The sequence below is a fragment of the Xylanimonas sp. McL0601 genome (assembly GCF_049852175.1).
Taxonomy (GTDB): Bacteria; Actinomycetota; Actinomycetes; order Actinomycetales; family Cellulomonadaceae; genus Xylanimonas.
Map to the genome: position 1 here is coordinate 2,964,619 of NZ_CP187527.1, position 21,923 is coordinate 2,986,541.

At 72.5% G+C, this 21,923-nt stretch carries 24 protein-coding genes; 9 read left to right on the forward strand and 15 right to left on the reverse strand.

What is annotated here, in order from left to right; genetic code table 11:
• Window positions 1–88: 88 nt before the first annotated feature.
• Both ACO4JP_RS13710 and ACO4JP_RS13715 read left to right on the forward strand, forming a co-directional pair.
• On the forward strand, window positions 89–517 hold the full coding sequence (locus tag ACO4JP_RS13710; RefSeq protein ID WP_425954542.1) for a VOC family protein: 429 nt from the start codon (window positions 89–91) through the stop codon (window positions 515–517).
• A 222-nt stretch (window positions 518–739) separates the two neighbouring features.
• The gene (locus tag ACO4JP_RS13715) at window positions 740–1,327 is read left to right on the forward strand and encodes a DUF664 domain-containing protein (RefSeq protein ID WP_425954543.1); all 588 of its coding nucleotides are present in this window, start codon (window positions 740–742) and stop codon (window positions 1,325–1,327) included.
• Here the strand turns inward: ACO4JP_RS13715 and ACO4JP_RS13720 are convergent.
• The 4 genes from ACO4JP_RS13720 to ACO4JP_RS13735 all read right to left on the reverse strand — a co-directional run bounded on the left by ACO4JP_RS13720 (window position 1,311) and on the right by ACO4JP_RS13735 (window position 4,504).
• Window positions 1,311–2,120: an SDR family oxidoreductase gene (locus tag ACO4JP_RS13720; RefSeq protein ID WP_425954544.1), complete on the reverse strand. Its 810-nt coding sequence runs from the start codon at window positions 2,118–2,120 to the stop codon at window positions 1,311–1,313. The genes ACO4JP_RS13715 and ACO4JP_RS13720 overlap by 17 nt on opposite strands.
• A 120-nt stretch (window positions 2,121–2,240) precedes the next feature.
• Window positions 2,241–3,041, reverse strand: coding sequence for a helix-turn-helix domain-containing protein (locus ACO4JP_RS13725; protein WP_425954545.1), 801 nt, complete (start codon window positions 3,039–3,041; stop codon window positions 2,241–2,243).
• Between the two features lie 344 nt (window positions 3,042–3,385).
• The gene (locus tag ACO4JP_RS13730; protein WP_425954546.1) at window positions 3,386–3,847 is read right to left on the reverse strand and encodes a hypothetical protein; all 462 of its coding nucleotides are present in this window, start codon (window positions 3,845–3,847) and stop codon (window positions 3,386–3,388) included.
• A gap of 81 nt (window positions 3,848–3,928) precedes the next feature.
• Window positions 3,929–4,504: an AMIN-like domain-containing (lipo)protein gene (locus ACO4JP_RS13735; protein WP_425954547.1), complete on the reverse strand. Its 576-nt coding sequence runs from the start codon at window positions 4,502–4,504 to the stop codon at window positions 3,929–3,931.
• A 138-nt stretch (window positions 4,505–4,642) separates the two neighbouring features.
• Between ACO4JP_RS13735 and ACO4JP_RS13740 the strand changes: the two genes are divergently transcribed.
• On the forward strand, window positions 4,643–5,233 hold the full coding sequence (locus ACO4JP_RS13740) for an HhH-GPD-type base excision DNA repair protein (protein ID WP_425954548.1): 591 nt from the start codon (window positions 4,643–4,645) through the stop codon (window positions 5,231–5,233).
• A gap of 66 nt (window positions 5,234–5,299) precedes the next feature.
• Window positions 5,300–6,406 (forward strand): glutathione S-transferase family protein, encoded by a 1,107-nt coding sequence (locus ACO4JP_RS13745; RefSeq protein WP_425954549.1) that lies wholly within the window; start codon window positions 5,300–5,302, stop codon window positions 6,404–6,406.
• 63 nt (window positions 6,407–6,469) lie between these two features.
• Here ACO4JP_RS13745 and ACO4JP_RS13750 read toward each other — a convergent pair whose 3' ends face one another.
• From ACO4JP_RS13750 to ACO4JP_RS13765, 4 genes are read right to left on the reverse strand one after another with little or no spacing between them, the layout of a single operon-like run.
• On the reverse strand, window positions 6,470–6,949 hold the full coding sequence (locus ACO4JP_RS13750) for a nitroreductase/quinone reductase family protein (RefSeq protein ID WP_425954550.1): 480 nt from the start codon (window positions 6,947–6,949) through the stop codon (window positions 6,470–6,472).
• Window positions 6,950–6,953: 4 nt separating this feature from the next.
• Window positions 6,954–7,790: a carbohydrate ABC transporter permease gene (locus ACO4JP_RS13755; RefSeq protein WP_425954551.1), complete on the reverse strand. Its 837-nt coding sequence runs from the start codon at window positions 7,788–7,790 to the stop codon at window positions 6,954–6,956.
• Complete coding sequence (locus ACO4JP_RS13760) at window positions 7,787–8,935, reverse strand: carbohydrate ABC transporter permease (protein WP_425954552.1); 1,149 nt, start codon at window positions 8,933–8,935, stop codon at window positions 7,787–7,789. Before ACO4JP_RS13760 ends, ACO4JP_RS13755 begins: the two co-directional genes overlap by 4 nt.
• Window positions 8,932–10,197, reverse strand: coding sequence for a sugar ABC transporter substrate-binding protein (locus tag ACO4JP_RS13765; RefSeq protein WP_425954553.1), 1,266 nt, complete (start codon window positions 10,195–10,197; stop codon window positions 8,932–8,934). Before ACO4JP_RS13765 ends, ACO4JP_RS13760 begins: the two co-directional genes overlap by 4 nt.
• A 147-nt stretch (window positions 10,198–10,344) precedes the next feature.
• Between ACO4JP_RS13765 and ACO4JP_RS13770 the strand changes: the two genes are divergently transcribed.
• Window positions 10,345–12,414: a glycogen debranching N-terminal domain-containing protein gene (locus tag ACO4JP_RS13770; protein ID WP_425954554.1), complete on the forward strand. Its 2,070-nt coding sequence runs from the start codon at window positions 10,345–10,347 to the stop codon at window positions 12,412–12,414.
• 75 nt (window positions 12,415–12,489) lie between these two features.
• Window positions 12,490–12,759, forward strand: coding sequence for a hypothetical protein (locus ACO4JP_RS13775; protein ID WP_425954555.1), 270 nt, complete (start codon window positions 12,490–12,492; stop codon window positions 12,757–12,759).
• A 1-nt stretch (window position 12,760) separates the two neighbouring features.
• On the opposite strand, the gene ACO4JP_RS13780 is transcribed toward ACO4JP_RS13775, so the two are convergent.
• From ACO4JP_RS13780 to ACO4JP_RS13805, 6 genes are all read right to left on the reverse strand, one after another.
• Entirely contained in the window at window positions 12,761–13,708 is a 948-nt protein-coding gene (locus tag ACO4JP_RS13780; protein WP_425954556.1) for an RNA polymerase sigma-70 factor, read from the reverse strand.
• Window positions 13,705–14,892, reverse strand: a complete 1,188-nt coding sequence (locus ACO4JP_RS13785; RefSeq protein ID WP_425954557.1) for an NAD(P)/FAD-dependent oxidoreductase — start codon at window positions 14,890–14,892, stop codon at window positions 13,705–13,707. The genes ACO4JP_RS13780 and ACO4JP_RS13785 overlap by 4 nt, the downstream gene beginning before the upstream one ends.
• A gap of 88 nt (window positions 14,893–14,980) precedes the next feature.
• The gene (locus ACO4JP_RS13790; protein WP_425954558.1) at window positions 14,981–15,343 is read right to left on the reverse strand and encodes a VOC family protein; all 363 of its coding nucleotides are present in this window, start codon (window positions 15,341–15,343) and stop codon (window positions 14,981–14,983) included.
• A 70-nt stretch (window positions 15,344–15,413) separates the two neighbouring features.
• Window positions 15,414–15,713, reverse strand: coding sequence for a hypothetical protein (locus tag ACO4JP_RS13795; RefSeq protein ID WP_425954559.1), 300 nt, complete (start codon window positions 15,711–15,713; stop codon window positions 15,414–15,416).
• Between the two features lie 87 nt (window positions 15,714–15,800).
• Complete coding sequence (locus ACO4JP_RS13800; protein WP_425954560.1) at window positions 15,801–17,447, reverse strand: fucose isomerase; 1,647 nt, start codon at window positions 17,445–17,447, stop codon at window positions 15,801–15,803.
• Window positions 17,448–17,613: 166 nt separating this feature from the next.
• Entirely contained in the window at window positions 17,614–18,663 is a 1,050-nt protein-coding gene (locus tag ACO4JP_RS13805; protein ID WP_425954561.1) for a LacI family DNA-binding transcriptional regulator, read from the reverse strand.
• A 79-nt stretch (window positions 18,664–18,742) separates the two neighbouring features.
• On the opposite strand from ACO4JP_RS13805, the gene ACO4JP_RS13810 reads away from it, so the two are divergent.
• From ACO4JP_RS13810 to ACO4JP_RS13820, 3 genes are all read left to right on the forward strand, one after another.
• Entirely contained in the window at window positions 18,743–19,210 is a 468-nt protein-coding gene (locus ACO4JP_RS13810; protein ID WP_425954562.1) for a GNAT family N-acetyltransferase, read from the forward strand.
• 519 nt (window positions 19,211–19,729) lie between these two features.
• Window positions 19,730–20,437 (forward strand): hypothetical protein, encoded by a 708-nt coding sequence (locus tag ACO4JP_RS13815; protein WP_425954563.1) that lies wholly within the window; start codon window positions 19,730–19,732, stop codon window positions 20,435–20,437.
• A 50-nt stretch (window positions 20,438–20,487) separates the two neighbouring features.
• Entirely contained in the window at window positions 20,488–21,183 is a 696-nt protein-coding gene (locus ACO4JP_RS13820; RefSeq protein ID WP_425954564.1) for an SIMPL domain-containing protein, read from the forward strand.
• Window positions 21,184–21,190: 7 nt separating this feature from the next.
• Here the strand turns inward: ACO4JP_RS13820 and ACO4JP_RS13825 are convergent, their stop codons facing one another.
• Window positions 21,191–21,757 (reverse strand): VIT1/CCC1 transporter family protein, encoded by a 567-nt coding sequence (locus ACO4JP_RS13825; protein WP_425954565.1) that lies wholly within the window; start codon window positions 21,755–21,757, stop codon window positions 21,191–21,193.
• Window positions 21,758–21,923 lie beyond the last annotated feature (166 nt).

The window sequence follows — 21,923 nt, forward strand, 5'->3', positions numbered from 1 at the left end:
TCCGACACCACGTCGCCTCCGTGGGAGCCGCCGGCTCGCCGGCACCGAGACATTGCGCCCGGGGCGCGCTGGGCGAAGACTCGGCGGCATGCCCATCGCACTGCACCTTGTGGTCTCCGACCCTGAACGCGCCGCCGCCTGGTACGCCGATGTGCTCGGCGCCGTCGAGGAGAGCCGGATCCCGCTTCCGGACGGCACCCCGATGTCCATTCAGCTCCGACTGGGCGACACCGAGCTGGCGCTGGCCGGCGAGGTGGTCGGCCTCACCTCGCCCCTCACCCTCGGCGGGAACGCAGGCGCGTTCGTCGTCCCCGTCGAGGACGCCGCCCCCGTCTGGTCACGGGCGCTCGCGGCCGGTGCCACAGAGTTCCACCCGCTCGCCGACCAGGTCTGGGGTGACCGGTCGGGTCAGTTCGTCGACCCGTTCGGTCACCGCTGGGGCGTGTCGCAACACCTGCGCGACGTTCCGCACGAGGAGGTCGTCGCCGCGGTGCACGCCATGTACGCGATTGAGTGACCGTCGGTTCGGCCGACCACGGGCGGCCCTCGTCAGCCCTCCTGCGCGGGCGCGCGCATCGACTCCGGGACGTTGCCGTCGACGATGTGCTTAGCCCAGGCGCGGCGCCGTGTGTCTGTCGAGACCTGGACGGCCCCGGCTGCGGGTTTACCGGATCGGGTCCACGGTGGGCCTCGTGCCTAGGCGCCCGCCTGGCGTCCGTGAGCTCAGGGAGGAGCTCCCATGTCCGACAGCACGTTGCCTCCGTGGGAGCCGCCGCTTGCCGGCACCGAGACCGAGCACATCTTCGGGTCCCTCGACCGGCTGCGCGCGACGTTCCGCTGGAAGGTGGACGGCCTCGACGCGACGGCGATGCACGCCCGCATCCCCTCGTCGTCCCTGAGCCTCGGCGGCCTGCTGAAGCACCTGGCTGTCCAGGAGGACTACGCCGCCGCGGTGAAGATCGCGGGCGGCAGCCTGCCGCCCGACTGGGACGACAACGGCTGGGACGGTGACGACGACTGGGAGTTCACCTCCGGGTGCCAGGATCCGCCGGAGAGCCTCTACGCGCTCTACGACCGCGCGGTCGCGCGCTCCAGGGCGCTGGTGCGGCAGGTCGTCGCCGACCGCGGGCTCGGCGGCGACTCCGGTGTGACCCTGGGCGACGGCACCCGGGCGAGCATCCGGCGGGTCCTGTTCGACCTCCTGGAGGAGTACGGCCGCCACACCGGCCACGCCGACCTCATCCGCGAGGCGGTCGACGGGCGGGTGGGCGAGGACCCGCCGGCCGACTGGCACCCGGTGGGCTCGCCGCTCAGACCCCGGTCTTGACCGTCTTCCAGTTGTTGGCCTGCGCGCGCGGGCGGATCACGAGCTCGTCGATGCTGACGTACGCCGGCCGCGAGAGCGTCCAGGCGATCGCGTCCGCGACGTCGTCGGCGACGAGCGGCTGGTACCCCTCGTACACCGCGGCGGCGCGCGTGGCGTCGCCGTCGAACCGCACGAGGGAGAACTCCTCCGTGGCGACGGCGCCGGGTGCGATCTGGACCACGCGCAGCGGCTCGCCGGCGAGCTCCCACCGGAGCGTCGTCGCGAGCATCCGCTCGGCGTGCTTCGCGGCGGTGTATCCCGCGCCGCCCTCGTAGGTGGCGTAGGCGGCGGTCGAGGTGACCACGACGACGTCGGACCCGCCGGTGACAGCCGCCGACGCGCGCAGCAGCGGGAGCACGGTCTTGGTGACTCGCAGGACGCCGAGCACGTTGACGTCGTACATGCGCTGCCACTGCGCGAGGTCGGAGTCCTCGACCCGGTCGAGGCCGAGCGCGCCGCCGGCGTTGTTGACGATCGCGTCGAGGCCGCCGGTCGCCTCGAGGTGGGCGACGAGCGTGGCGACGTCGTCGTCGGAGGTGACGTCGAGCGGGTAGGCCTCGATCGCACCGGCCTCCGCCGCGAGTGCCTCGAGGCGGTCGGTGCGGCGTGCCGCGGCGACGACGGTCCAGCCCTCGGCCGCGAGCCTGCGCGCGGTCGCCGCGCCGATACCGGACGACGCTCCCGTCACGAGGACACGGCGCGGGGCGGGGCTGGCGGGAGCGGGGGCGGGGGCTGCGACGTCGGGCGCACTCATGCCCGCATGCTAGCGACGCCGGACGCGCGCCGGCGTCGCGCGGCGCCGGGCGCCCCATGGCCTCGGGCTCCCTCAGGCGCGAGGCGGACGCGCAGCTTGGGGCATGCACCGGCCGCCACCTCAGCCGGCTCGCACCGCACGCAAGACCCGTATGAACCTGTCGAGTGCGGTGCCATCCGTCACGAGGGAGTCGAGCGGCTGGACCCGGACGGGCCCGTGCTCCGTGTCGACAACCACGGTGTGCGCGACGACATCCGGCGGCGCAAGGCGGGCACGAGCAGACCCGAGGTACGTCCAGATCCAGAAGGGCCGGCCGCGCGTCAGCTCGAGCAGCGTCTCCCGAGTCTCCGTGCACGGGTCTGGCCACTGTTCGGGCGCGGAGCCGTCATCGGGGTACGTCAGCCCGACGCGGTACGGCGGGACGGAGAGCATGCTCTGCCACGGGTCGATCCGCGGGCTGTCGCGGTAGAGCCGGACCTGGCTGAGCAACTCCCAGCGTTGCGTGAGCCACTCGAGGGTCTCGGGTGTGTCGGCCAAGGCCACGTCGAGTTCCGGCACGGGCACCGGAGCCCCCAGCAGCGCGACCGCTGCCGCGCCCTCGATCCGATACTGCTGCGCGGTCAGCCCGACGACGCTCTCGACGGCCTGTGCGACGCGACGGCTCGCGCGGGCAGCGGCGTCCTCGTCGGCGAGCAACCGCTCCAGGTCGGCGTCGAGCGGCTCGAGCTCGACCCTGGCCTGGACCCCCGCGGCGGCGAGCAGGCTCACGAGCATCGGCAGCGACGGCACCCGGCGGCCCGACTCGACGCCGGTGATCGTCTGCCGCCGCACCCCGGCGCGCTCAGCGAGCACGTCCTGCGTGACGCCGGCCCGACGGCGGGCCTCCCGGAGCACCTCATTGGTGTCGTTCCCCAAGATCATGCGGCGACCTTGCCGCACACGGACCACGATCGGCCTCTCGCCCGCCGGGCCTGTGCACAACCGCGGCAGGCGCCGCCTGGGTGCACTGTCCGAGCCAGGCGCCGCCTTGGACGACGTCGTGCAGGACGCCGGCGGTCACACCATCGTGGCGGACGCCGGCGCGCTGCGGGCTCACGTCCGGGCGGCGTGCTCCGGGGCGGCCCGCTCGAAGGTGGGTGTTGTTCTCAGGCGGGGAAGCACAGCGGCGTCATTGACGGCCGCTGTGCTTCCTCACCTCACAGACTCCCCCGTCAGGACAGCCCCTCGTGCCGGATGACGCCCGCCGAGCCCGGCCCACGCAGCGATCAGAGGTCGGGCAGGACCGTCTTGTGCAAGCTGCCGACAATGAATTTGTCGACCCCGAAGACCCGGGTCGCGGCGGCGGCCTTGACGCCGACGCGCGCGGCCTCGTCGGCCTCGACCACGTGGGGCTCTGTCACCGCGTAGGTGGTGCCCTTGCGCGTGAGCTCGAAGCGGCCGGCGTGCAGCACGTTCCGGGCCCAGTCGGTGTCCTCGCCCCAGGGCAGCGGGATAGCGACCAGGATGTCGCGCACTCCCTTGGTCTGCACCGGGATCCCGGGTGCCGCCGTGACGGCGAGGTCCAGTGGCTCGCGCGCCGCGAAGGCGACCAGCGGCGTCGTGAACGACCGCCCGCTGACGCGACCGACGTGAGTGATCGTGACCCACGGCGGTACCCGCCTCGCGAACTTCACCATCTGCGGGTTCACGCGCTTGAGGAGGGGTGCGAGCCGGGGGCTGATGGCCATGGGGGTCACTCTGCCGGTGGGCACAAGAGTTTGCACCTCGGCACCGCCCTGGACTGCAGCGGGAACCGGGATCAGAGCGGCTCAGCAGTCGGTGTGGCCGGTCGCGCACCATTGATGCCCGACGTCGACCACCAGCCGTGACCCAGCGCCCGGTCCGGGCAGGACGAACGCGCGGAACGGCAGCCGTGCCCGCACGCCGAGCCCGATCGTCGTCACACCCTCGAAGCTGCCCGCCCAAGCGACGTCCCGGAAGGTCCGGTAGCCCGTGGTGTTCACCAGGGTTCCGCCGATGCCGACGCGGAATGCGTTGGTCGGGATGCCGACCCGCACGATGACCTCGAGACGCGCCCCGCCGTTGACGGGGACGACGTTCCCGGAGCCGTCGGCGGTGACCTGGCTCACGTAGCGCACGGACCAGCCGGTGAGCGGCCGGTTGATGTCGAGCACGAGCCGGTCGTAGCACGTGTGGCGTCCCGCACGGATGCCGGTGAGCTGTCCGGCGGTCATGCCAGGCGCGCCCTTGGCAAGCGAGCCCCACACCTGCCCGCAGTACGGATGGGCGGCCGCCGGCGGTGCGGCGAGGACGCTCCCTGCGAGCACGGTCCCCGTGAAGAGGAGGGACAGGACGGAGATCCAGACGAGAACTCGGCGACGCATGGTTCGTACTCCTTCGTACAAAATCCACGGTGCTCCTGCCCGCATGGACCGTCAACATCCAACTGCTCCGCCAGGGGGCGAAATCTGGGCGCACTCGCACAGGGTTCGGCTTCGACCCCTCTCTGCGATCATCGCTAGATGACCACGCTCTGGCTCACCGGTGACGCCGAGACGGACCGACTCCTCACGGACGACCCGTTCGCCCTGCTGATCGGGATGCTCCTCGACCAGCAGTACCCGATGGAGCATGCGTTCGCCGGGCCGCGCAAGATCCGGGACCGCCTCGGCACCCTCGACCCGCACGCGATCGCCGACGCCGACCCGGACGCGTTCGTCGCGCTCGCCACCACTCCCCCGGCGATCCACCGCTACGGCCGCTCGATGGCCGGCCGGGTGCAGGGCGTCGCCCGCGCCGTCGTCGACTCGTACGACGGCGACGTCACCCGGATCTGGACCGACGCCGGCGCGTCGGGCGACGCGCCCACCGGGGCCGAGGTCGTCGAGCGCCTCAACGCCCTGCCCGGCTTCGGCGAGCAGAAGGCCAAGATTTTCCTGGCGCTGCTCGGCAAGCAGCGCGGGGTGCAGCCCGAGGGCTGGCGCGAGGCCGCCGGGCACTACGGTGACGAGGGGTCGCACCGCTCGATCGCCGACGTGACGAGCGCCGACGCGCTCGCGCAGGTGCGTGAGTTCAAGAAGGCCGCAAAAGCGGCTGCAAAGTCGCGCGGCTGACCGCATGCGCGCCGGAGGGAAAGACGCGCCCAGCGCTTCGCGCGCTCCACGCCTAGGCTCGCCCCCGTGACCCTGCCCGAGCGCCCCGAGCACGCCGTCGGCGGCACCTACACCGTCGCCGGTCAGGAGTTCGTCCGCGACTCCCGCTACATCACCACGCGCATCACCCGCGGCGGCGGTGCGCCCGACGGCGGGCACGACCCGGCGTCGGACACCTACCCCGTCGAGCCGCGGCGCTTCCGGCTCGTGGCGGCGCGGGCGTGCCCATGGGCGAACCGCTCGATCATCGTGCGGCGGCTGCTGGGCCTGGAGGACGTCATCAGCCTCGGCCTGCCCGGTCCCACGCACGACGAACGAAGCTGGACCTTCGACCTCGACCCCGGCGGGAAGGACCCCGTGCTCGGCATCGAGCGCCTGCAGGAGGCGTACTTCCGCCGCCAGCCGGGCTACCCGCTGGGCATCACCGTCCCCGCGATCGTCGACACGCGCGACGGCGCCGTCGTCACCAACGACTTCGCTCAGATCACGCTCGACCTGTCGACCGAGTGGACCGAGCACCACCGCGAGGGTGCCCCGCGCCTGCTGCCCGACGACGCCGCCGCCCGCGCCGAGCTCGACGACGTGATGCGGTGGGTCTACACGGAGGTCAACAACGGCGTGTACCGCGCCGGCTTCGCGGGCTCGCAGGACGCCTACGAGGTCGCCTACCTGCGGCTCTTCGACGCGCTCGACCGGCTCGAGCTGCGGCTGGGCACACGCCGGTTCCTGATGGGCGGGCAGATCACCGAGGCCGACGTCCGGCTGTTCACCACGCTGGTGCGGTTCGACGCCGTCTACCACGGGCATTTCAAGTGCAACCGCAACAAGCTGATCGAGATGCCGAACCTGTGGGCCTACGCACGCGACCTGTTCCAGACGCCTGGGTTCGGCGACACCGTCGACTTCGACCAGATCAAGGAGCACTACTACGTGGTGCACGGGGACATCAACCCGACGGGCATCATCCCGATGGGCCCGGCCCTGGACGGCTGGCTCGAGCAGCACGACCGGGAGCGGCTCAGCGAGGACCCCTGGGGCGGCGGCACCCCGCCTCCCCCGCCGCGCGAGCCGGTCGCGGGGTCGGCCAACCCGCTCTCCCTGCGCCACGGAGACGGAGTCCCCTGCGCCGGCTGAGCCGGCCCCGCGGTCGAGCCCACTCCAGGCAGCACAGCCCTGTCGGAAGCGGCTGCCAGACGCTCAGGCTGCCCGCGCGGGCGTGAGCCGGAAGACCGGCTTGCGGCCCACCAGCGCCGCCAGCTCCGCGTCCGGGGACTTCGCCGAGATCCCGGGCGGGAAGAACGCGCCGACCTCCCACGCCCATTTCTGCAGGTAGTGGCGCAGCGCGGGCACGGCCTCGTCGGGCTCCGTGAGCTCGGCCGCGACCCATTCCTCACGACGCCGCCCGAGGACCGTGGTGACCCGCCCGTCGGGCAGAGCGCGGACGTTCTTGACCCACTGCGTGATCCCGCGCGGCGCGACGAGGAACGTGGTGCCGTCGTCCAGCCGCATGAGGTTCACGACGGTGGTCCGCGGCTCGCCGGAGCTGCGCCCCCGCACCTCGAGCACGCGGCTGCCGAGCAGGCTCACGCCGTGCCGGGCGAGCCACATGGCGGCGCGGTTGAACCCGGCGGCGAACCGGGTCGGTGCGATGACCGCGGGTCCGTCGCTCGTGGCCACGTGGTCATCCCTTCACCGCGCCGGAGCTCATGTTCATGATCTTCCTCTGGAAGATGAAGAACAGGACCGCGACCGGGATCGTCATGATGACGGCGGCGCCCAGGGTCAGCGGGAACTGCGACCCCTGGCTCAGCTGCCCGGAGGAGAGCTGGGCGACGCCCTTGGTGAGCGTGATGAGGTCGCGCCGCTGCGACGCCACGATGAAGTGCATCAGCTCGTTCCACGACCCCTGGAAGCTCAGGATGATGATGGTGATGAGCGCGGGCCGCGCCATCGGCAGCACCACCGACCAGTAGACGCGGAACGTCCCGGCACCGTCGATGCGCGCCGCCTCCTCGACGGCGGGCGGGATCGACTCGAAGAAGTTCTTCATGATGAACACGCCTGCGGCGTCGACGAGGAGCGGCACGATGATGCCCGACCACGTGTTGTACATGCCGAACGTGTTGAGCACGAGGAACCGCGGGATGAGCAGCACGACGCCCGGCACGGCCATCACCGCGACGATCCCGCCGAACACGACACCCCGGCCCCTGAACGGCAGGCGCGCGAGCGCGTAGCCGGCGGCCGAGCTGAACATGACGCGCCCGAGGGTGACGCACACCGTCACGATGACCGAGTTGCGGAACCACAGCGGGAAGTCCGAGTTGAGGAACAGCCGCTGGTACGCCGCCGTCGACCACGTCGTCGGGATGAGCGACAGCGGGTTCGCGACGGCGTCGGCGTCGGTCTTGAACGACGTCGCGATAGAGATCAGGAACGGGTAGATGTACACCAGCGCGAGCGCTCCAAGGACGACGTGGAGCACGACGGTGCTCGGCGCCCACCGGGTTTGCCTCACTTCGCCGCCTCCGTCGTCGTGCCGGCCGGAGTCGTCGCCACCGGCGTGGGGTGCACGAACCGCTTCCGCTTCGGGACCGTGTCGCGCTCGCGGAGCACCATGCGCTGGATGACCGTCATGGTCACGATGATCACGAACAGGATGAACGCGATCGCCGCGCCGTTTCCCCACCGCTGGTCGACGAACGACGTCCGGTAGGACAGGAAGGCGGGAGTCACGGTCGTGTTGGCGGGGCCGCCCTGCGTGCCGGTGAAGATCTGGTCGAACACCTGCCACGTGCCGATCAGGCCGAGCGTGAGGACGGTGAAGATGGTGGGCCGGAGCATGGGGACCGTGATGAGCCGCAGCCGCTGCCAGCCGGTGGCGCCGTCGACCATCGCGGCCTCCTCGACCTCGCCCTCGATGTTCTGCAGCGCGGCGATGAAGAGCAGCATGAAGGTGCCCGAGGTCGTGAAGATCGCCATGATGATGAACACGCACATGGCCACCGACGGGCCTGCGAGCCACTCCCACCACGACAAACCCATGAACGGCGCCGCTCTCAGAGCCTCCGGGGGGGAGTTCACGCCGAGCGCACCCAGGATGATGTGGATGAGCCCGCGCGGGTCGCTCAACCAGTTCGGGCCGGTGATGCTCAGTGCCGACAGCGCCTGGTTCACGGCGCCCGAGGCGGTGAACAGGAACAGGAACACCACGGTGATCGCCACCGAGCTGGTGATCGACGGGAAGTAGAACGCGGTGCGGAACAGGCTCTTGGCGCGCAGCACCCGACGGTTGACCATCACGGCCAGCAGCAGCGCGATGACCGTCTGGACCGGCACGACGAGGATCACGTAGTAGACGTTGTTCCGCAGCGACGTCGCGAAGTTGCGCGACGCGAGGCCGCCGCCGGTGAGCAGGTCGGCGTAGTTGGCGCCGCCCACGAACTGCGTGGTGCTGGCGAACGGGCTCCCTCGGCCGCCCCAGTCGGACACGCTGACCCAGAGCGCCATCCCGATGGGCACCACCAGGAACAGGCCGAGGATGATGAGCACCGGCAGGACGAACAGCCAGCCCGCGGCTGCCTCCGCACCCTTCCGCCCCGAGAAGAGGCGGGCCCGGCGGCGGCTCGGCGCCGCCGTCGGACCCGTGGTCGTCGCCGTCACGGCGCGATCGCCTTGAGCGAACTCTGCACCGACGTGAGGATGGTCTGCGGGTCGTTGTTCGGCATCCCCTGGATCTGCGCGTTGAAGTCGCCCACGACCTCGGTCCAGCCCTGGATCGGCGGGACGCCCTGCGCGTGCTGGGCGCCGTCGACAAAGGCCTTCTGCTCGGGGAACTCCTTCGCCCACTCGCCGGCCACGGACTCGACCGACGGCATGACGCCGAAGCCCTTCGCGGCCTTCATCTGTTCCTCGTCGGAGACCAGGAACTTCACGAGGTCGATCGCGGCCTGCTTGTTCTTCGAGTCGCTGGCGATGCCCCAGCAGTTGGTGAACTGCAGCGTGCCCGGCCCGCCAGGGCCTTCAGGCAGCGGGGCGACGGTGTACTTCACGTTCGGGTAGTCGGCCTCCATCGCGCCCACGATCCAGTTGCCCTCGATCGTCATCGCGGCGCGCTGCGTACCGAACGCCTCGCCGCCCCAGCCGGAGTCAACGTCCCCCGGGAACTTCGCGACGCCCGACTTCAGCAGGTCCTGGACGTACTGCAGCGCCTGAAGGTTCTCTGGCGTGTCGATGTCGGCCGAGCCGTTGCTGTCGAGGATGTGGCCGCCGGCCTGCGCCATGAAGGCGCCGACCCGGGCCCACTCCGGCCCGAACGACAGGCCCACCTGGTTGCCCGTGGTGAGCTTCTGCGCAACGGTCTTCAGGTCGTCCCACGTCTTCGGGTAGTCGGCCTCGGTGAGGCCCGCCTTCTGCCAGGCCTCGTTGTTGATGATGAGCGCAAGCGTCGAGAAGTCCTTCGGGGCGCAGAAGAACTTGCCGTCGAACGTGAAGGAGGCCTGCAGCGTCGGGTAGAACTTCGCGTCGAGCTGGTCGGCGTACGGCTCGAGCGAGCCGTTGGCGGCCCAGCCGGGGAACGCCTCGGTGCTGACGTAGAAGACGTCCGGCGGTGAGCCGGCGGCGAAGCCCTGCGCAAGCTGCTGCGCCAGGTCGGTCGCCAGGGTCAGGTTGGCCTTCGTCCCGGTCTTGTCGGACCAGTCCTTGAGCTGCTGAGTGACGGTCTTGGTCTCGGCGTCGCCGGACGAGCCGATGAGCACCTCTAGGGATCCGCCTCCGCCACCACCGGTGTTGTTGGTCTGGCCCGGCTCGTTGAACCCGGACCCGCCGCCACAGGCGGCGAGGGCAAGCACCGCGACGCATGCCGTGGTGGCCACGACCGTTCGGCCCTTCCAGGACCGTAGGGACCGTGAGGTGGTAGTTGACATCGCCGACTCCTTCAAGTGTGACCGGATGCCGTCCGAGACTTTTTGGCTTCTCATGGACCTACCGTGTGACGCTAATCTCACAAATGGGATCGCTCAACACGTGCAAGACGGCTTGCCAAGACTGCGCCGCACCGAAGGAGCTGCACGATGGACGCTGACCCGAATCCCGCCCCGCCGGCGACCGCGCCGGTCCAGCCGGTCCAGCCATTCCTGCATGATCTGCTGGTCACGGTGCGCGCCCCCAGCCAGGTGTGGTCCGCGCGGGACGGGCAGGTCCATCCCGAGGGCGTGCAGGGCGTCTACCACGCCGACGTCCGCGTGCTGTCCGAGGCGGTCGTCCGCGTGGACGGCGCCCTGCCCGAGCCCGTCACCGCCGGCGACACCGGGCCTGGCACGTTCGAGGTGACGTCCGTGCTCCGCATGATCGACGGCCCCGGCGCCGACCCGACGACGATGCTGCGCCGCCGCCGCACCGTGAACCCGGGCGAGGTCACCGAGGAGCTCGAGGTGTCCAGCGGCACCGACGCCCCGGTGGCCGGCCGCGTGACGGTCCACCTCGCCTCGGACCTGACCCGCACCGAGGCCGTCAAGCAAGGCCTGCCCACCGACCCGGTCCCGCCGGAGCGCACGCCCGACGGCGTGCGCTGGTCGGCCGAGGACGGAGCCGACGTCGTCGTGACCGCGCCCGGTGCCGAGGTCGAGACCGACGACGGCGGCGCGACGCTCGCCTGGGACGTGCAGGTCTCGCCGGGACAGCCCGCGACGGTGAGCTGGTCGGCTCGCTCGCACGTGCCGGGCGTGGTGGACGCACCCTCCCGCCCCGAGCCGGAGTGGTCGGTGCCCGACATCGAGGCCGACGACCGGCGGCTCCCCGCACTCGTGACGCGCTCGCTCGCGGACCTCGAGGGCCTGCGGATGAGCGCGGGCTTCGCGCCCACCGAGACGTTCCTCGCCGCGGGCGCACCCTGGTTCTTCACGCTGTTCGGCCGCGACTCGATCTGGGCCGCTCGCATGCTGCTGCCGCTCGGCACGGACCTGGCCCGCGGCACGCTGCGCACCCTCGCCGCGCGGCAGGGCACGGCCTCGAACCCGGCGACCTCGGAACAGCCGGGCAAGATCCTGCACGAGGTGCGCAGCCAGGAGCTCAAGGGCGAGGGCGGCATGTCGCTGCCGCCGCTCTACTACGGCACCGTCGACGCCACGAGCCTGTGGATCTGCCTGCTGCACGACGCGTGGCGCTGGGGCATGGCTCGCGAGGACGTCGAAGGGCTGCTCCCCGCGCTCGACGCGGCGCTCGGATGGATGCGCGACCACGGCGACGCCGACGGCGACGGGTTCCTCGACTACGCCGACTCGACCGGTCACGGCCTGTCGAACCAGGGCTGGAAGGACTCGGGCGATTCCATCCAGTGGAAGGACGGACGGCTCGCCGAGGGCCCGATCGCGCTCTCCGAGGTGCAGGCGTACGCGCACGAGGCGGCGCTGGGAGCGGCCGACCTGCTCGACGCGTTCGGGCGGCCCGGGTCGCAGGAGTGGCGTGCGTGGGCGGCCACGCTCAAGGAGCGCTTCCGCGAGAAGTTCTGGCTGCACGACGACGGCGGCCCGTACGTCGCGATCGCGCTCGACCGGCACGGCGCGCCCGTCGACTCGGTGGCCTCCAACATGGGCCACCTGCTCGGCACGGGGCTCCTCGACCCGGACGAGGAGAAGTCCGTGGCCCGCCGCCTCGTCGCGCCCGACATGAGCTCCGGCTACGGCTTGCGCACGCTGTCGACGACGTCGGACGGGTACTGGCCTCTGGGCTACCACCGCGGGACGGTCTGGACGCACGACACCGCGATCGCCGTGCTGGGCCTGGCCAAGGCGGGCCTCGGCGCCGAGGCGGGCGTGCTCGCCCGCGGGCTGCTCGAGGCGGCCCCGCACTACGCCTACCAGCTGCCCGAGCTGTACGGCGGCAACACCGTCGACGACGGCCCCGGGCCGCTGCCGTACCCGGCGTCGTGCCACCCGCAGGCGTGGTCGGCGGCGTCGGCGATCGCGATCCTCACCGCGGCGCTCGGCCTCGACCCCGGGCCCGACGGCGGGCTGACGGCCACGCCGCCGACGCCGTCGCCGGTGGGCGCGCTGACCGTCGACGGCCTGCGGGTGGGCGCCCGGCGCTTCCGCGTCCGCTCCACGCCGGGCGCAGCCGCGGAGGTCGAGGCCATCGCCGACTGAGCCCGGCGGTACCGCCCAGTGATACCGGCGGTCCCGCCGGGCTCGACCTGCCGAGCCCGGCGGTACCGTCCGCCCATGAGTGCCGAAGCGGAAGGACCCACGCTGTCGCAGCAGTTTGCCGCGCTCGTCGGCTACGACCGCGTCGTGGACTGCTCGCTCGCGCGGTACTCCACTCATCCGTGCGACGGCGAGGTGGTCTGGCGCGCGGTCACCGCCTGCTGCGGCCGCACGATGCTGAGCTGCGCGGGGCACCACGAGCGGTGGCTCGCGCGGCAGGCGGAGGGCACCGACATCGACCCGGAGTGCGGTCGCAGGAACGACGCCGCGGCCTGGTTCCCGGTCTAGCTCAGCCCTCGGCGGGATTCTCCCGCCGGCGTCGCATGACCTCGCGCAGCAGCGACGCGCCGTCCGCGACCTCGCCCAGATGCCCGAGCTTGTCGGGGTTGGTCACGCTCCGGATGGCTTGGATGCGGCCGTCGGTGATGTCGAGCGCCATGCTGCCGCCGATGCGGCCGGCGCCGTCGGTGAGCAGGGCGCCCGGCTGGGCGTTGATCTCGTGCTCCTCGAGCACGCCGCCCACCTCGCCGAGCATCGACGCCATGACGGCCAGGAGCCGCGCCACCTTGTCGACGCCGAAGAACATGCCCTTGCCCCAGAGCGGGCCCTTGCCGCCGCCGTCCGCGACCATCTGGACGTCGGCCGCGAGCAGCTCGCGCAGGGAGTCGACGTCGCCGTGGCGCATGGCGTCGAAGAACCGGGCGGCGAGCTCGGCGCGCTCGCGCCGGTCGGCCTCGAAGCGAGGCCTGCCCTCCTCCATGTGCCGCCGCGCCCGCGAGGCGAGCTGCCGGCACGCGACCTCGTTGCGCCCGACGGCGGCGGCGACGTCGTCGAACCCGAAGCCGAACACCTCGTGCAGCACGAAGACGGCTCGCTCGAGCGGGCTCAGCCGCTCGAGCAGCAGCAGCGCCGCGGTGGACAGGGAGTCGGCGAGCTCGGCCGCGCGCTCCGGCTCGGAGTAGGGGTCCTCGAGCAGCGGCTCGGGGAACCAGGGGCCCGGGTACTCCTCCCGGCGTACCCGGGCCGAGCGCAGCACGTCGATCGCGATCCGCGTGACGATGGTCGACAGGTAGGACTTGGGAGATACCGGCTCGGTGCCGGAGGCCTCCCAGCGCAGCCACGTCTCCTGGACGGCGTCCTCGGCCTCGCCGACGCTGCCGAGCAGCCGGTAGGCGATCGAGAACAGCAAGGGGCGCAGCCCCTCGAACTGCTCGGCCTTCGCGGCGGGAGAGCTCATGCGACCACTGTGGCCTGCGCGGGCGCCGCTGTCTCCGCCTTTGCGGCCTCGAGCACGTGCCGGCGAGCCTTGGTCGACGGGTTCCACATGGAGCCGGGCTTCCGTGCCTCCTTCACGAGCGAGGTCACGGTCAGCACGCACACCTGCTCCTTGAGCCAGGCGCCGGCTTTCCCGCCGACGAACATCCAGGTGGCGGTGTCGTCGGAGCGGGAGATCTGGGCCGTGGCCCCGCCGCGGCCGAGCGCGACGCACTGCCCGAAGAACGGGTTGGCGAGCAGCTCAGGCCGGCGGCCCGCGAGTCGCGCCAGCACCGTCTCCGCGGCCCGCATCCCGAGCGGCTCCGCAGCCTGGCAGCTCATCCGCTCCGGCACGCCCGACGGCGAGACGGCGTCCCCGGCGCCGACGATGCGGTCGTCGTCGATGCTGGTGAGCGTCTCGTCGGCCAGGAGCCGGCCCTCCGGGTCGGTGGCCAGGCCGCTGCGCGCGGCGAGGTCGGACGGCTCGAACCCGGTGGCCCACACGGTGATACCGGTGGGCACGTGCTGCCCGTCGGCGAGCTCGACGAACCCGTCGGTGACGCGGGTGACCCGCGTGCCGGTGATCACCGTGACGCCGAGCCGCAGGAGCCGCTTGGTGAGCGACCGCCGGCCCGGCTCGTTGAAGTAGGGCGCGACCACCGTCCCGGCGACGAGCGTGACGTCGCGGCCCTGCTCGGCGAGCTCGGCGGCCGTCTCGATGCCGGTGGGGCCGCCACCGACGACGACGACCGGAGCGTCGGGTTCGTCGGCGAGCGCCCGGCGCAGCTGGGTCGCGGACTCGAACGACGAGACCGGAAAGGCGTGCTCGTCGACGCCGGGGACGCCGCTGTCGCTCGGGCTGCTGCCCACGGCGTAGACGAGGTAGTCGTACGAGAGCTCGTCGCCGTTCGCGAGCAGCACGCGCCGGCGCGGGGCGTCGATCGCGGCGGCCTCGTCGACGACGACGCGGACCGCGTCCGCGAGCACGTGCGCGAACGGCTGGACGGCGTCGTGCGTGCCGCCGACGAGCTGGTGCAGGCGGATGCGCTCGACGAAGTGCGGCCGCGGGTTGACGAGCATGATGTCGACGTCGTCGCGCTGGGTGAGGCGGTTGGCCGCCATCACGCCGGCGTATCCGGCGCCGAGGACCAGGATCTGGGTGCGCATCGTGTCTCCTTCCGGGTGCGAGCGCCGTGGCGACGCTCCTGGAAAGGTGACGATGCTGGGGTCGCGCATGTGACATCCCCGCTGGTGGCTACATGAAGTCGACCAGCCCGACGAGGTTGCCCTCGGTGTCGCGGACGAAGGCCTGCCACTCGTCGGCGCCCGCCGGGCCGAGCGCGGCGTCGTCGTGGTGGAAGATCACGTGCGGCTCCTCCTCGAGCACCACGCCGTCCGCCACGAGCGCCGGGAGCCGTTCGCGCAGGCCCGGGAGACGTAGGTAGAGCATCGACCGCGGCGCCTCTCTCGTCAGGAGCAGGCGGACGCCGTCGAGGTCGAAGAAGACGAGGCCGGGCGGGTCGAACCGGCCGGACGGGCCGCTGCCCAGAAGGCGGGTCCAGAACGCGACGGCACGGTCGAGGTCCGCGGCGCGAAGGGCGACCTGGACGAGGTTCATGGCGGACCCCTCCATTCGGGCTGGGAGCACGGCGCTGACATTGTCGCCGCTGACGCACGCAGGCGCTGACTCAGGACAGGTTCGCGAACCTCGCAAGAAAGACCGCACCGATCGCCAGGTACATCAGCACCCCGGCACCGCCGATGATCAACGCCACCATCGAGTAGACGAAACCGGCCCGCGCCAGCGCGTTGTCCTGTCCGATCGCCGCCGCCTGCTTCTTCTCGCTGTGGCAGATGAAGATCCCCACCACGGGGATGAGCAGCGCGAGCACGAACCCCGTGACCGGCGGCGTCCAGGTCGCCGGCGGGTGGGGCTGGTACTGCTGCTGCGGGGCGTACGTCCACTGGTCGGTCACAAGGTCCTCCACGATGAGTCGGTCAGGGTGCGCCGCACGATCCCACCGTTTCGTCCCTTGTGTGAAGCGATTCCGGTATTTCGCCCTCGTCCGGTTTCGTCACTCCACGGTGACGTCCCCGCACAGGTGCACGCGCACTCCGACGGCGTCGAGCAGCGCGGCCTTCGCCACGAGCGCCTTGTCCGCGGTCTCGGCGTCGGGCGCGTACGCCACGCACAGGTGGTTCGCCTTGTGCCGGGCCATGAACTGGTCCCGCGTGATCCCGTGCATGACGGCGTGCATCACGGGCCACTCCGGGTTGGTCGCCACCTTGCGCCGGGTCGACTCCACCTCCGGCAGCTCCACCGCCGTCAGGCGACCCAGGTCGGCGTGGAGGGCGCCGTCCGCGATGTACACCCGCGACCACACGACCTCGCCCGGCTTCGAGACCCCGTTGAGCGTCGATCCGCCCGCCGGGAAGAACACCGGATGCTGCCGCCACCCCTCGGCGGAGGCGTATCCGTCGGGCAGGTGCGACGCCGGCACCGACCCGGAGATCTCGAGCAGCCACACGAACTGCCCGTCGAGCTCCTCCCCCCACCGGACGTCGTGCAGCGTCGTCGCGGGATCGAGCCCCATCGCGGTCCACACCCGGTTGGTCACCAGCGCGTCGACGGCCACGCCCTCGTCGGCCTCGTTGAAGTGCGGCAGCGCCTTCCCGACATACAGCTCGCGGGACCCGTCGCGCGAGAGCACCGGAGGCCGCTGCACGTTGTTGAGCAGCCCCTCGGCGAGGTCCGACGCCGGGCAGACGTTCTTGAGCCCCTGCTGGTACTGGATGCCCACGGCGTCGAGCCCGAAGTCGTCGGCGATCCGGAGCGCGGCGACGTACATCTTGTGCTGCCACTGGAGCTGCCCGCGCGTGAGCTCGGTCGCCTCGTCGGTGCCCAGGCGGAACGTCATTCCCGCGTCTACGAGCCACTGCTGGACGGCGTCGGCCTCGGCGTCGGGGACGCGCTGCATCTCAGCCCAGAGCGCGCTCTGCGACAGCCGCTCCTTGTAGATGCCCGTCGGGTTGAGCAGTTCGTCGTCGAAGATCGCGTTGTACATGCCCATGCAGCCCTCGTCGAACACGCCGACGATCGCCTTGTCCCGCCGCAGCTGCTCCCCCAGCGCGCGGCCGAGCTCGGCCTCTGCGGAGGCGCCGAGGGCGGGCAGGTCCCGCACGTGCGAGGTGTCGTGCTCGATCCGCCCCGTCGCCACCCAGGCCGCGATCCCGTCCTGGAACCACGGGTCCGAGCCGTCCACGGTCCAGATCGTCGAGTACGCGCGACCCATCTTCGCCAGGCCCGCGTTGAGCCCCAGGAGCCCGACGAGCCCAGGCCAGTCCCCCGCGAAGTTCGCGGCGGTGAGGATCGGCCCGCGATGGGTGCGCAGCCCGGCCAGCACGTGGTGCGAGTACTGCCACACCGCCTCGGCGACCACGAGCGGCGCGTCGGGCGGGATCGACCGGAACACCTCGAGCCCCATGCGCTGCGAGCTGATGAACCCGTGAGCGGTCGCCGGGTCGACGCCGTTGGCCCGCACCAGCGTCCAGCCCTGGGCCGCGAACGCGTCGGTGAGCACCTGCTCGAGCTTCACCTGGGTGGGCCACCCCGCGGTGTTCGCGGACTCGCGCAGGTCGCCGGACGCGACCAGGTAGGCGGTCTGCGCCGGGGCGACCGGCTCGGGGGCGAGCGTGGGGACGGCGTACGGCGTCGTGGTCATCAGGACCTTCCTTGGTCTCGACGGTGGGTCCGCGCACCCGGCGCACGAGGCTCGGGGAGGCGGGCTCCGGCCTTTGCAGCGTGTCAGATATCGATTACAGAAACAAGAGGCCCGAGCCCGGCAAGGCCGAGAGGCGAGCTCGAAGCGCTCTGTTTCAGCCGGTCGCTCACACCTCGCCGTCGAGGCCGGGCACACCCTTCTCGACGTGCCGCGGCGGCACGTCGAGGCCGGCGATGCGCTCGAGCAGCATGGTCGCCGCCGCGGTGCCCAGCGCCCGCGGGTTGAGCGGCCACAGCAGCACGTCGGCCGTCCGGGACGTCGCGAACGGCAGCTCGCCGATGACGGCGACACCGAGCCGCGGGCCGGTTCCCGCGTCGCCGCGCACGGCGTCGCCGCCGCCGAGGTCGACCCACCCGGTCTCCGCCGGGCCGGCCGTCGGCCGGCCGTGCACGTCGGCCAGCGCGCGGAGCACGCCCACGCCGACGAGGTTGTTGGTCGCGAGCACCGCGTCCGGGGGCTCGGGCAGCTCGAGGAGCTGCAGGAGCGCGTCGTACCCGCCGTCGACCCGGAAGTTGGCGTGCACGAGCAGCTCGTCGGGAGCGTCGCACCCTGCCGCGCTGAGCGCCTCGTGCCACCCCTGAGCGCGGTCGACGGCGGTGCTCGTGGTCGCCGGCCCCGTCACGCAGGCGATGCGCCGGAACCCGCGAGCGACAAGCCCCTCGGTGAGCGCGCGACCGAGGCGCACGTTGTCGAACGTCACCTGGTCCACCTGCGCGCTGATGCGCCGGTCGAGCACGACGACGCCGCGGCGCCGCTCGAGCAGCCCGGCCAGCGCGGGATCGTCGCTGGCCGGGGCGATGATGACGCCCGCCATGTTCTCGACCTCGGCCACCCGCAGGTACTCCCGCTCCTTCTCGTGCAGGTCGTCGGTGTTGCACAGCACCACCGAGTAGCCCGCGACCTTCGCCACGTCCTCGACGCCGCGCGCGAGCGACGTGAAGAACGGGTTCTCGATGTCGGGCAGCACCAGCGCGATCACGTCGGAGTGACGGCGGCGCAGCGAGCGGGCCGTGCGGTCCGGCACGTAGCCGAGCTCGTCGATGGCGCCGTGCACCTTCTCGGCGAGGTCCGACCGCACGACGATCCCGTTGAGCACCCGGGACACCGTCGCCGTCGAGACCCCGGCGAGCTGGGCCACGTCCTTGATCCGCGCCATGCCGGAAGAGTAATCGGTTACCGGCACGCCGAACCGGTCCGCCTCGGCGCCGTCGGACGCCGCCGTTACTCTCGCAGGCGTGAGCACCGCCGACACCGCCAGCCTCGTCACGTTCCGCCAAGCCCGCCGCGCCGACCTCGCCCGCATCGTCGCGCTCATCGCCGACGACGCGGTGGCGGCCGGGCGCACCGGGACGTTCGGCCCGGCGCACGTCGCGGGCTTCGAGGCCATCGAAGCCAGCCCGAACGACGAGCTGGTCGTCGCCGAGCTCGACGGCGAGGTGGTCGGCGTCATGCAGCTCACGTTCATCCCGGGCATCGCGCGCAACGGCGCGACCCGGCTCCACGTCGAGGCCGTCCGCGTCGACGCCCGCCTGCGTGGGCAGGGCGTCGGCCGCCGACTGATGGAGCACGCGCACGCTCGCGGCCGTGAGCGCGGCTGCGCGCTCGCCCAGCTCACCTCGGACAAGCAGCGCCCCGAAGCCCACCGGTTCTACCGCTCCCTGGGCTACGCGCAGTCGCACGAGGGCTTCAAGCTCGCCCTCTGAGCGCCGCCCTCACGCCGGATCGCGCAGCTCCCGGCGCTCGGCGGTCGCCGCACGCCGGTGTCGCTGTCGCCCGGTAGACGGTCCGGCCGGGCGCGGACTTGTCACCGCCGCCCCGCCCCGGCGACCATGTGCCGTGCCCGGCTGGGGGAGCCGGCCCGTCCCGACAGGAGAAGCATGACCGAGACCGCTCCGGTGCCCGTGGTCACCACGGCACCGCCCGCCCCGGCCACGCCTCCGCCCCCGCCTACCCCGCTTCCGCCTGCTGCGGCCACGCCGCCCCCGCCCGCGCCGGCCCAGCTTCCGCCTCGTGCGGCCACGCCTCCGCCCGCGCCGGCCCAGCTTCCGCCTAGTGCGCCCACGCCTCCGCCCGCAGCGGAACACGCTCCAGTTCCCGCGCCGCCGAAGGACCCGTCGGCCCTGCTCTCGCGTCGTGCCGGCGGCCGCCACTTCGCCGAGACGGCCGCGGGAGCTCCCGCCCAGCCCCCGGCGCGCTCGCTGCCCACCGACGCGACGGTGATCGTGCCTGGACCGTTCCTGGTGCCGCCCCTCGCGGCCGCCACGCCCAGCGCACCGCTCCGGCCGCCGGTGCCGGGCCTCGCGGGCGCGCAGCCCGGCCCCGCGGCGCCCGTGCAGGCGCTCGACGCCCCCACGCCCGCCCTCGCGGCGGTCACAGACTCGCCGCTCACGGTCTTCCCCCTGCTCGAGCCCGACGGCGCCGGCGAAGGCTCCCGTCTCTCGACTCGCGCCTGGGCCGTGACCGCCGTCGTCGCGCTGCTGCTCGCCGTCGCTGCCACCGGGACCGCTGCCGCGCTCTGGCACCAGAACGCCCAGATCTCCCGCCAGGTCACCGCCGTGCAGTCCCAGCTCCACGACGTCACCGGGCAGGTCGACGGCCTGACCACGAACGCCCAGCACGCCGGCGGAACCGCCGACGACCTCACCTCCCGCGTCGCCGCCGTCGAGCAGGCCACGCAGCAGCTGGGTCAGCTCGACGGCCTCACGAAGCGCGTCGGCGCGCTCGAGACGTCCACGCAGCAGCTCGCCGGCAAGCTGGCCACCGCAGCACCGGCTGCAGGCACGGCGCCCGCGGGCGGTGCCGGCAGCGCCGACGTCGCGGCGCTGCGCGGCCAGGTCGATGCTCTCAAGGCGCAGCTCGGCGGCATGCAGTCCGACGTCACGGCACTGTGTGACGCGTGGGCCGCTCGCCGCGGCAGCGCCGTCTGCTGACCGGACGTCTCGGGAGGCCCGACGCGCGCTGCCGCCGCAAGATGGCGGGCATGGCCCGCATCGCCGTCCACGGCTCCGCCACTCGCACCGTCGCGCCCGAGCGGGGCACCGTGCACCTGTCCGTCACCGTCTCCGGCGACTCGCGCAGCGGCGTCCTCGCCGACGCGCAACGGACGCACGCCGCCGTCACCACGCTGGCGCAGCGCTACGTGGACGAGGGTGCCGCGACGCGGTGGACCTCCCCCGACGTGCACGCGTGGGCGTACACCGACTGGATTCCCCTCCCGGTCGAGCGCGGCGGTGGCCCCGGCCAGCAGGAGCAGGTGACGCGCTACCGAGCGGGTGCCGACGTCCAGGTGACGTTCGCACGCCTCGACGCCCTCGGCGAGCTGATCGGGTCGCTCGCCTCGCTCGACGACGTCGACGTGGTCCGTCTCGACTGGGACCTCACGGACGGCACGCGCGCGGCGCTGCTGCGCGAGGTCCGCACCGAGGCCTCGCGAGACGCGCTCGCCCGCGCCCGCGACTACGCGGCCGCGCTCGACCTGGGCGAGGCCCGGCTCGTCGGCCTGTACGAGGACGGCCTGCATCCTGGCGTGCCGCGCCCGGAGGGAAGCCATGGAGGCCCGGCGGCCCGCATGCTCGCGAAGGCCTCCGCGGCCGAGGCCGGCGGGTTCGACCTGCGCCCGCGCGACATCGAGGTGACCGCCGAGGTGACGGCCGAGCTCGACGCGGCGGGCGGCTGAGAGCCCGTCAGACGACGCCGGTGACCCCGAGCAGCGAGCCCAGACCGAACGTCACGCCCAGCGCGAGCGCACCGCCCACCACCACGCGCGCCGTCGAGCGCAACCAGGGCGAGCCGCCGATGCGCGCCGCTGTCCACCCGGCGACCGCGAGCGCCGCGAGCACCACCACGAACGTCAGGAACACCTTCCAGGGCTGCGGCACGAGCAGCACGGAGAGCAAGGGAAGCACGCCGCCCACGGTGAACGCCGCCGCGGACGCAGACGCCGCGTGCCACGGCGAGACCACGTCCTCCTCGGCGAGCACCAGCTCGCCGCGCGCGATGTGCGCGCGCTCGGAGTCGCGCTGCGACGACACGGAGACGTACTCCCCCAGCGCCATCGAGATCGCCCCGCCGACCAGGGCTGCGAGGCCCGCGGTGAGCAGCGCCGCTTGCGACGCCGACGCAGCCGCGACGCCGACGACGACTGCCGCGACGGAGACGATGCCGTCGTTCGCGCCCAGGACCCCCGCACGCAACCAGTTGAGCCGCTGCGCAAGGCTGACGGGACGCTCGGCGGCTCTCGTGACGGTCATGGACCTAGGAGTACCCGCTGAACGACGTGGGCGCTAGCAAGCAAAGCCTTGCCTGCGTACGTCAGGCCGCGCTGACGTCACTCCCGCGCGCCGGTGGTGCCGGGCGTAACGTCGGACCACTAGCGCGGGGCGCCGGGGGCCACGAGCATCGCGGGTGTCCGGTGCC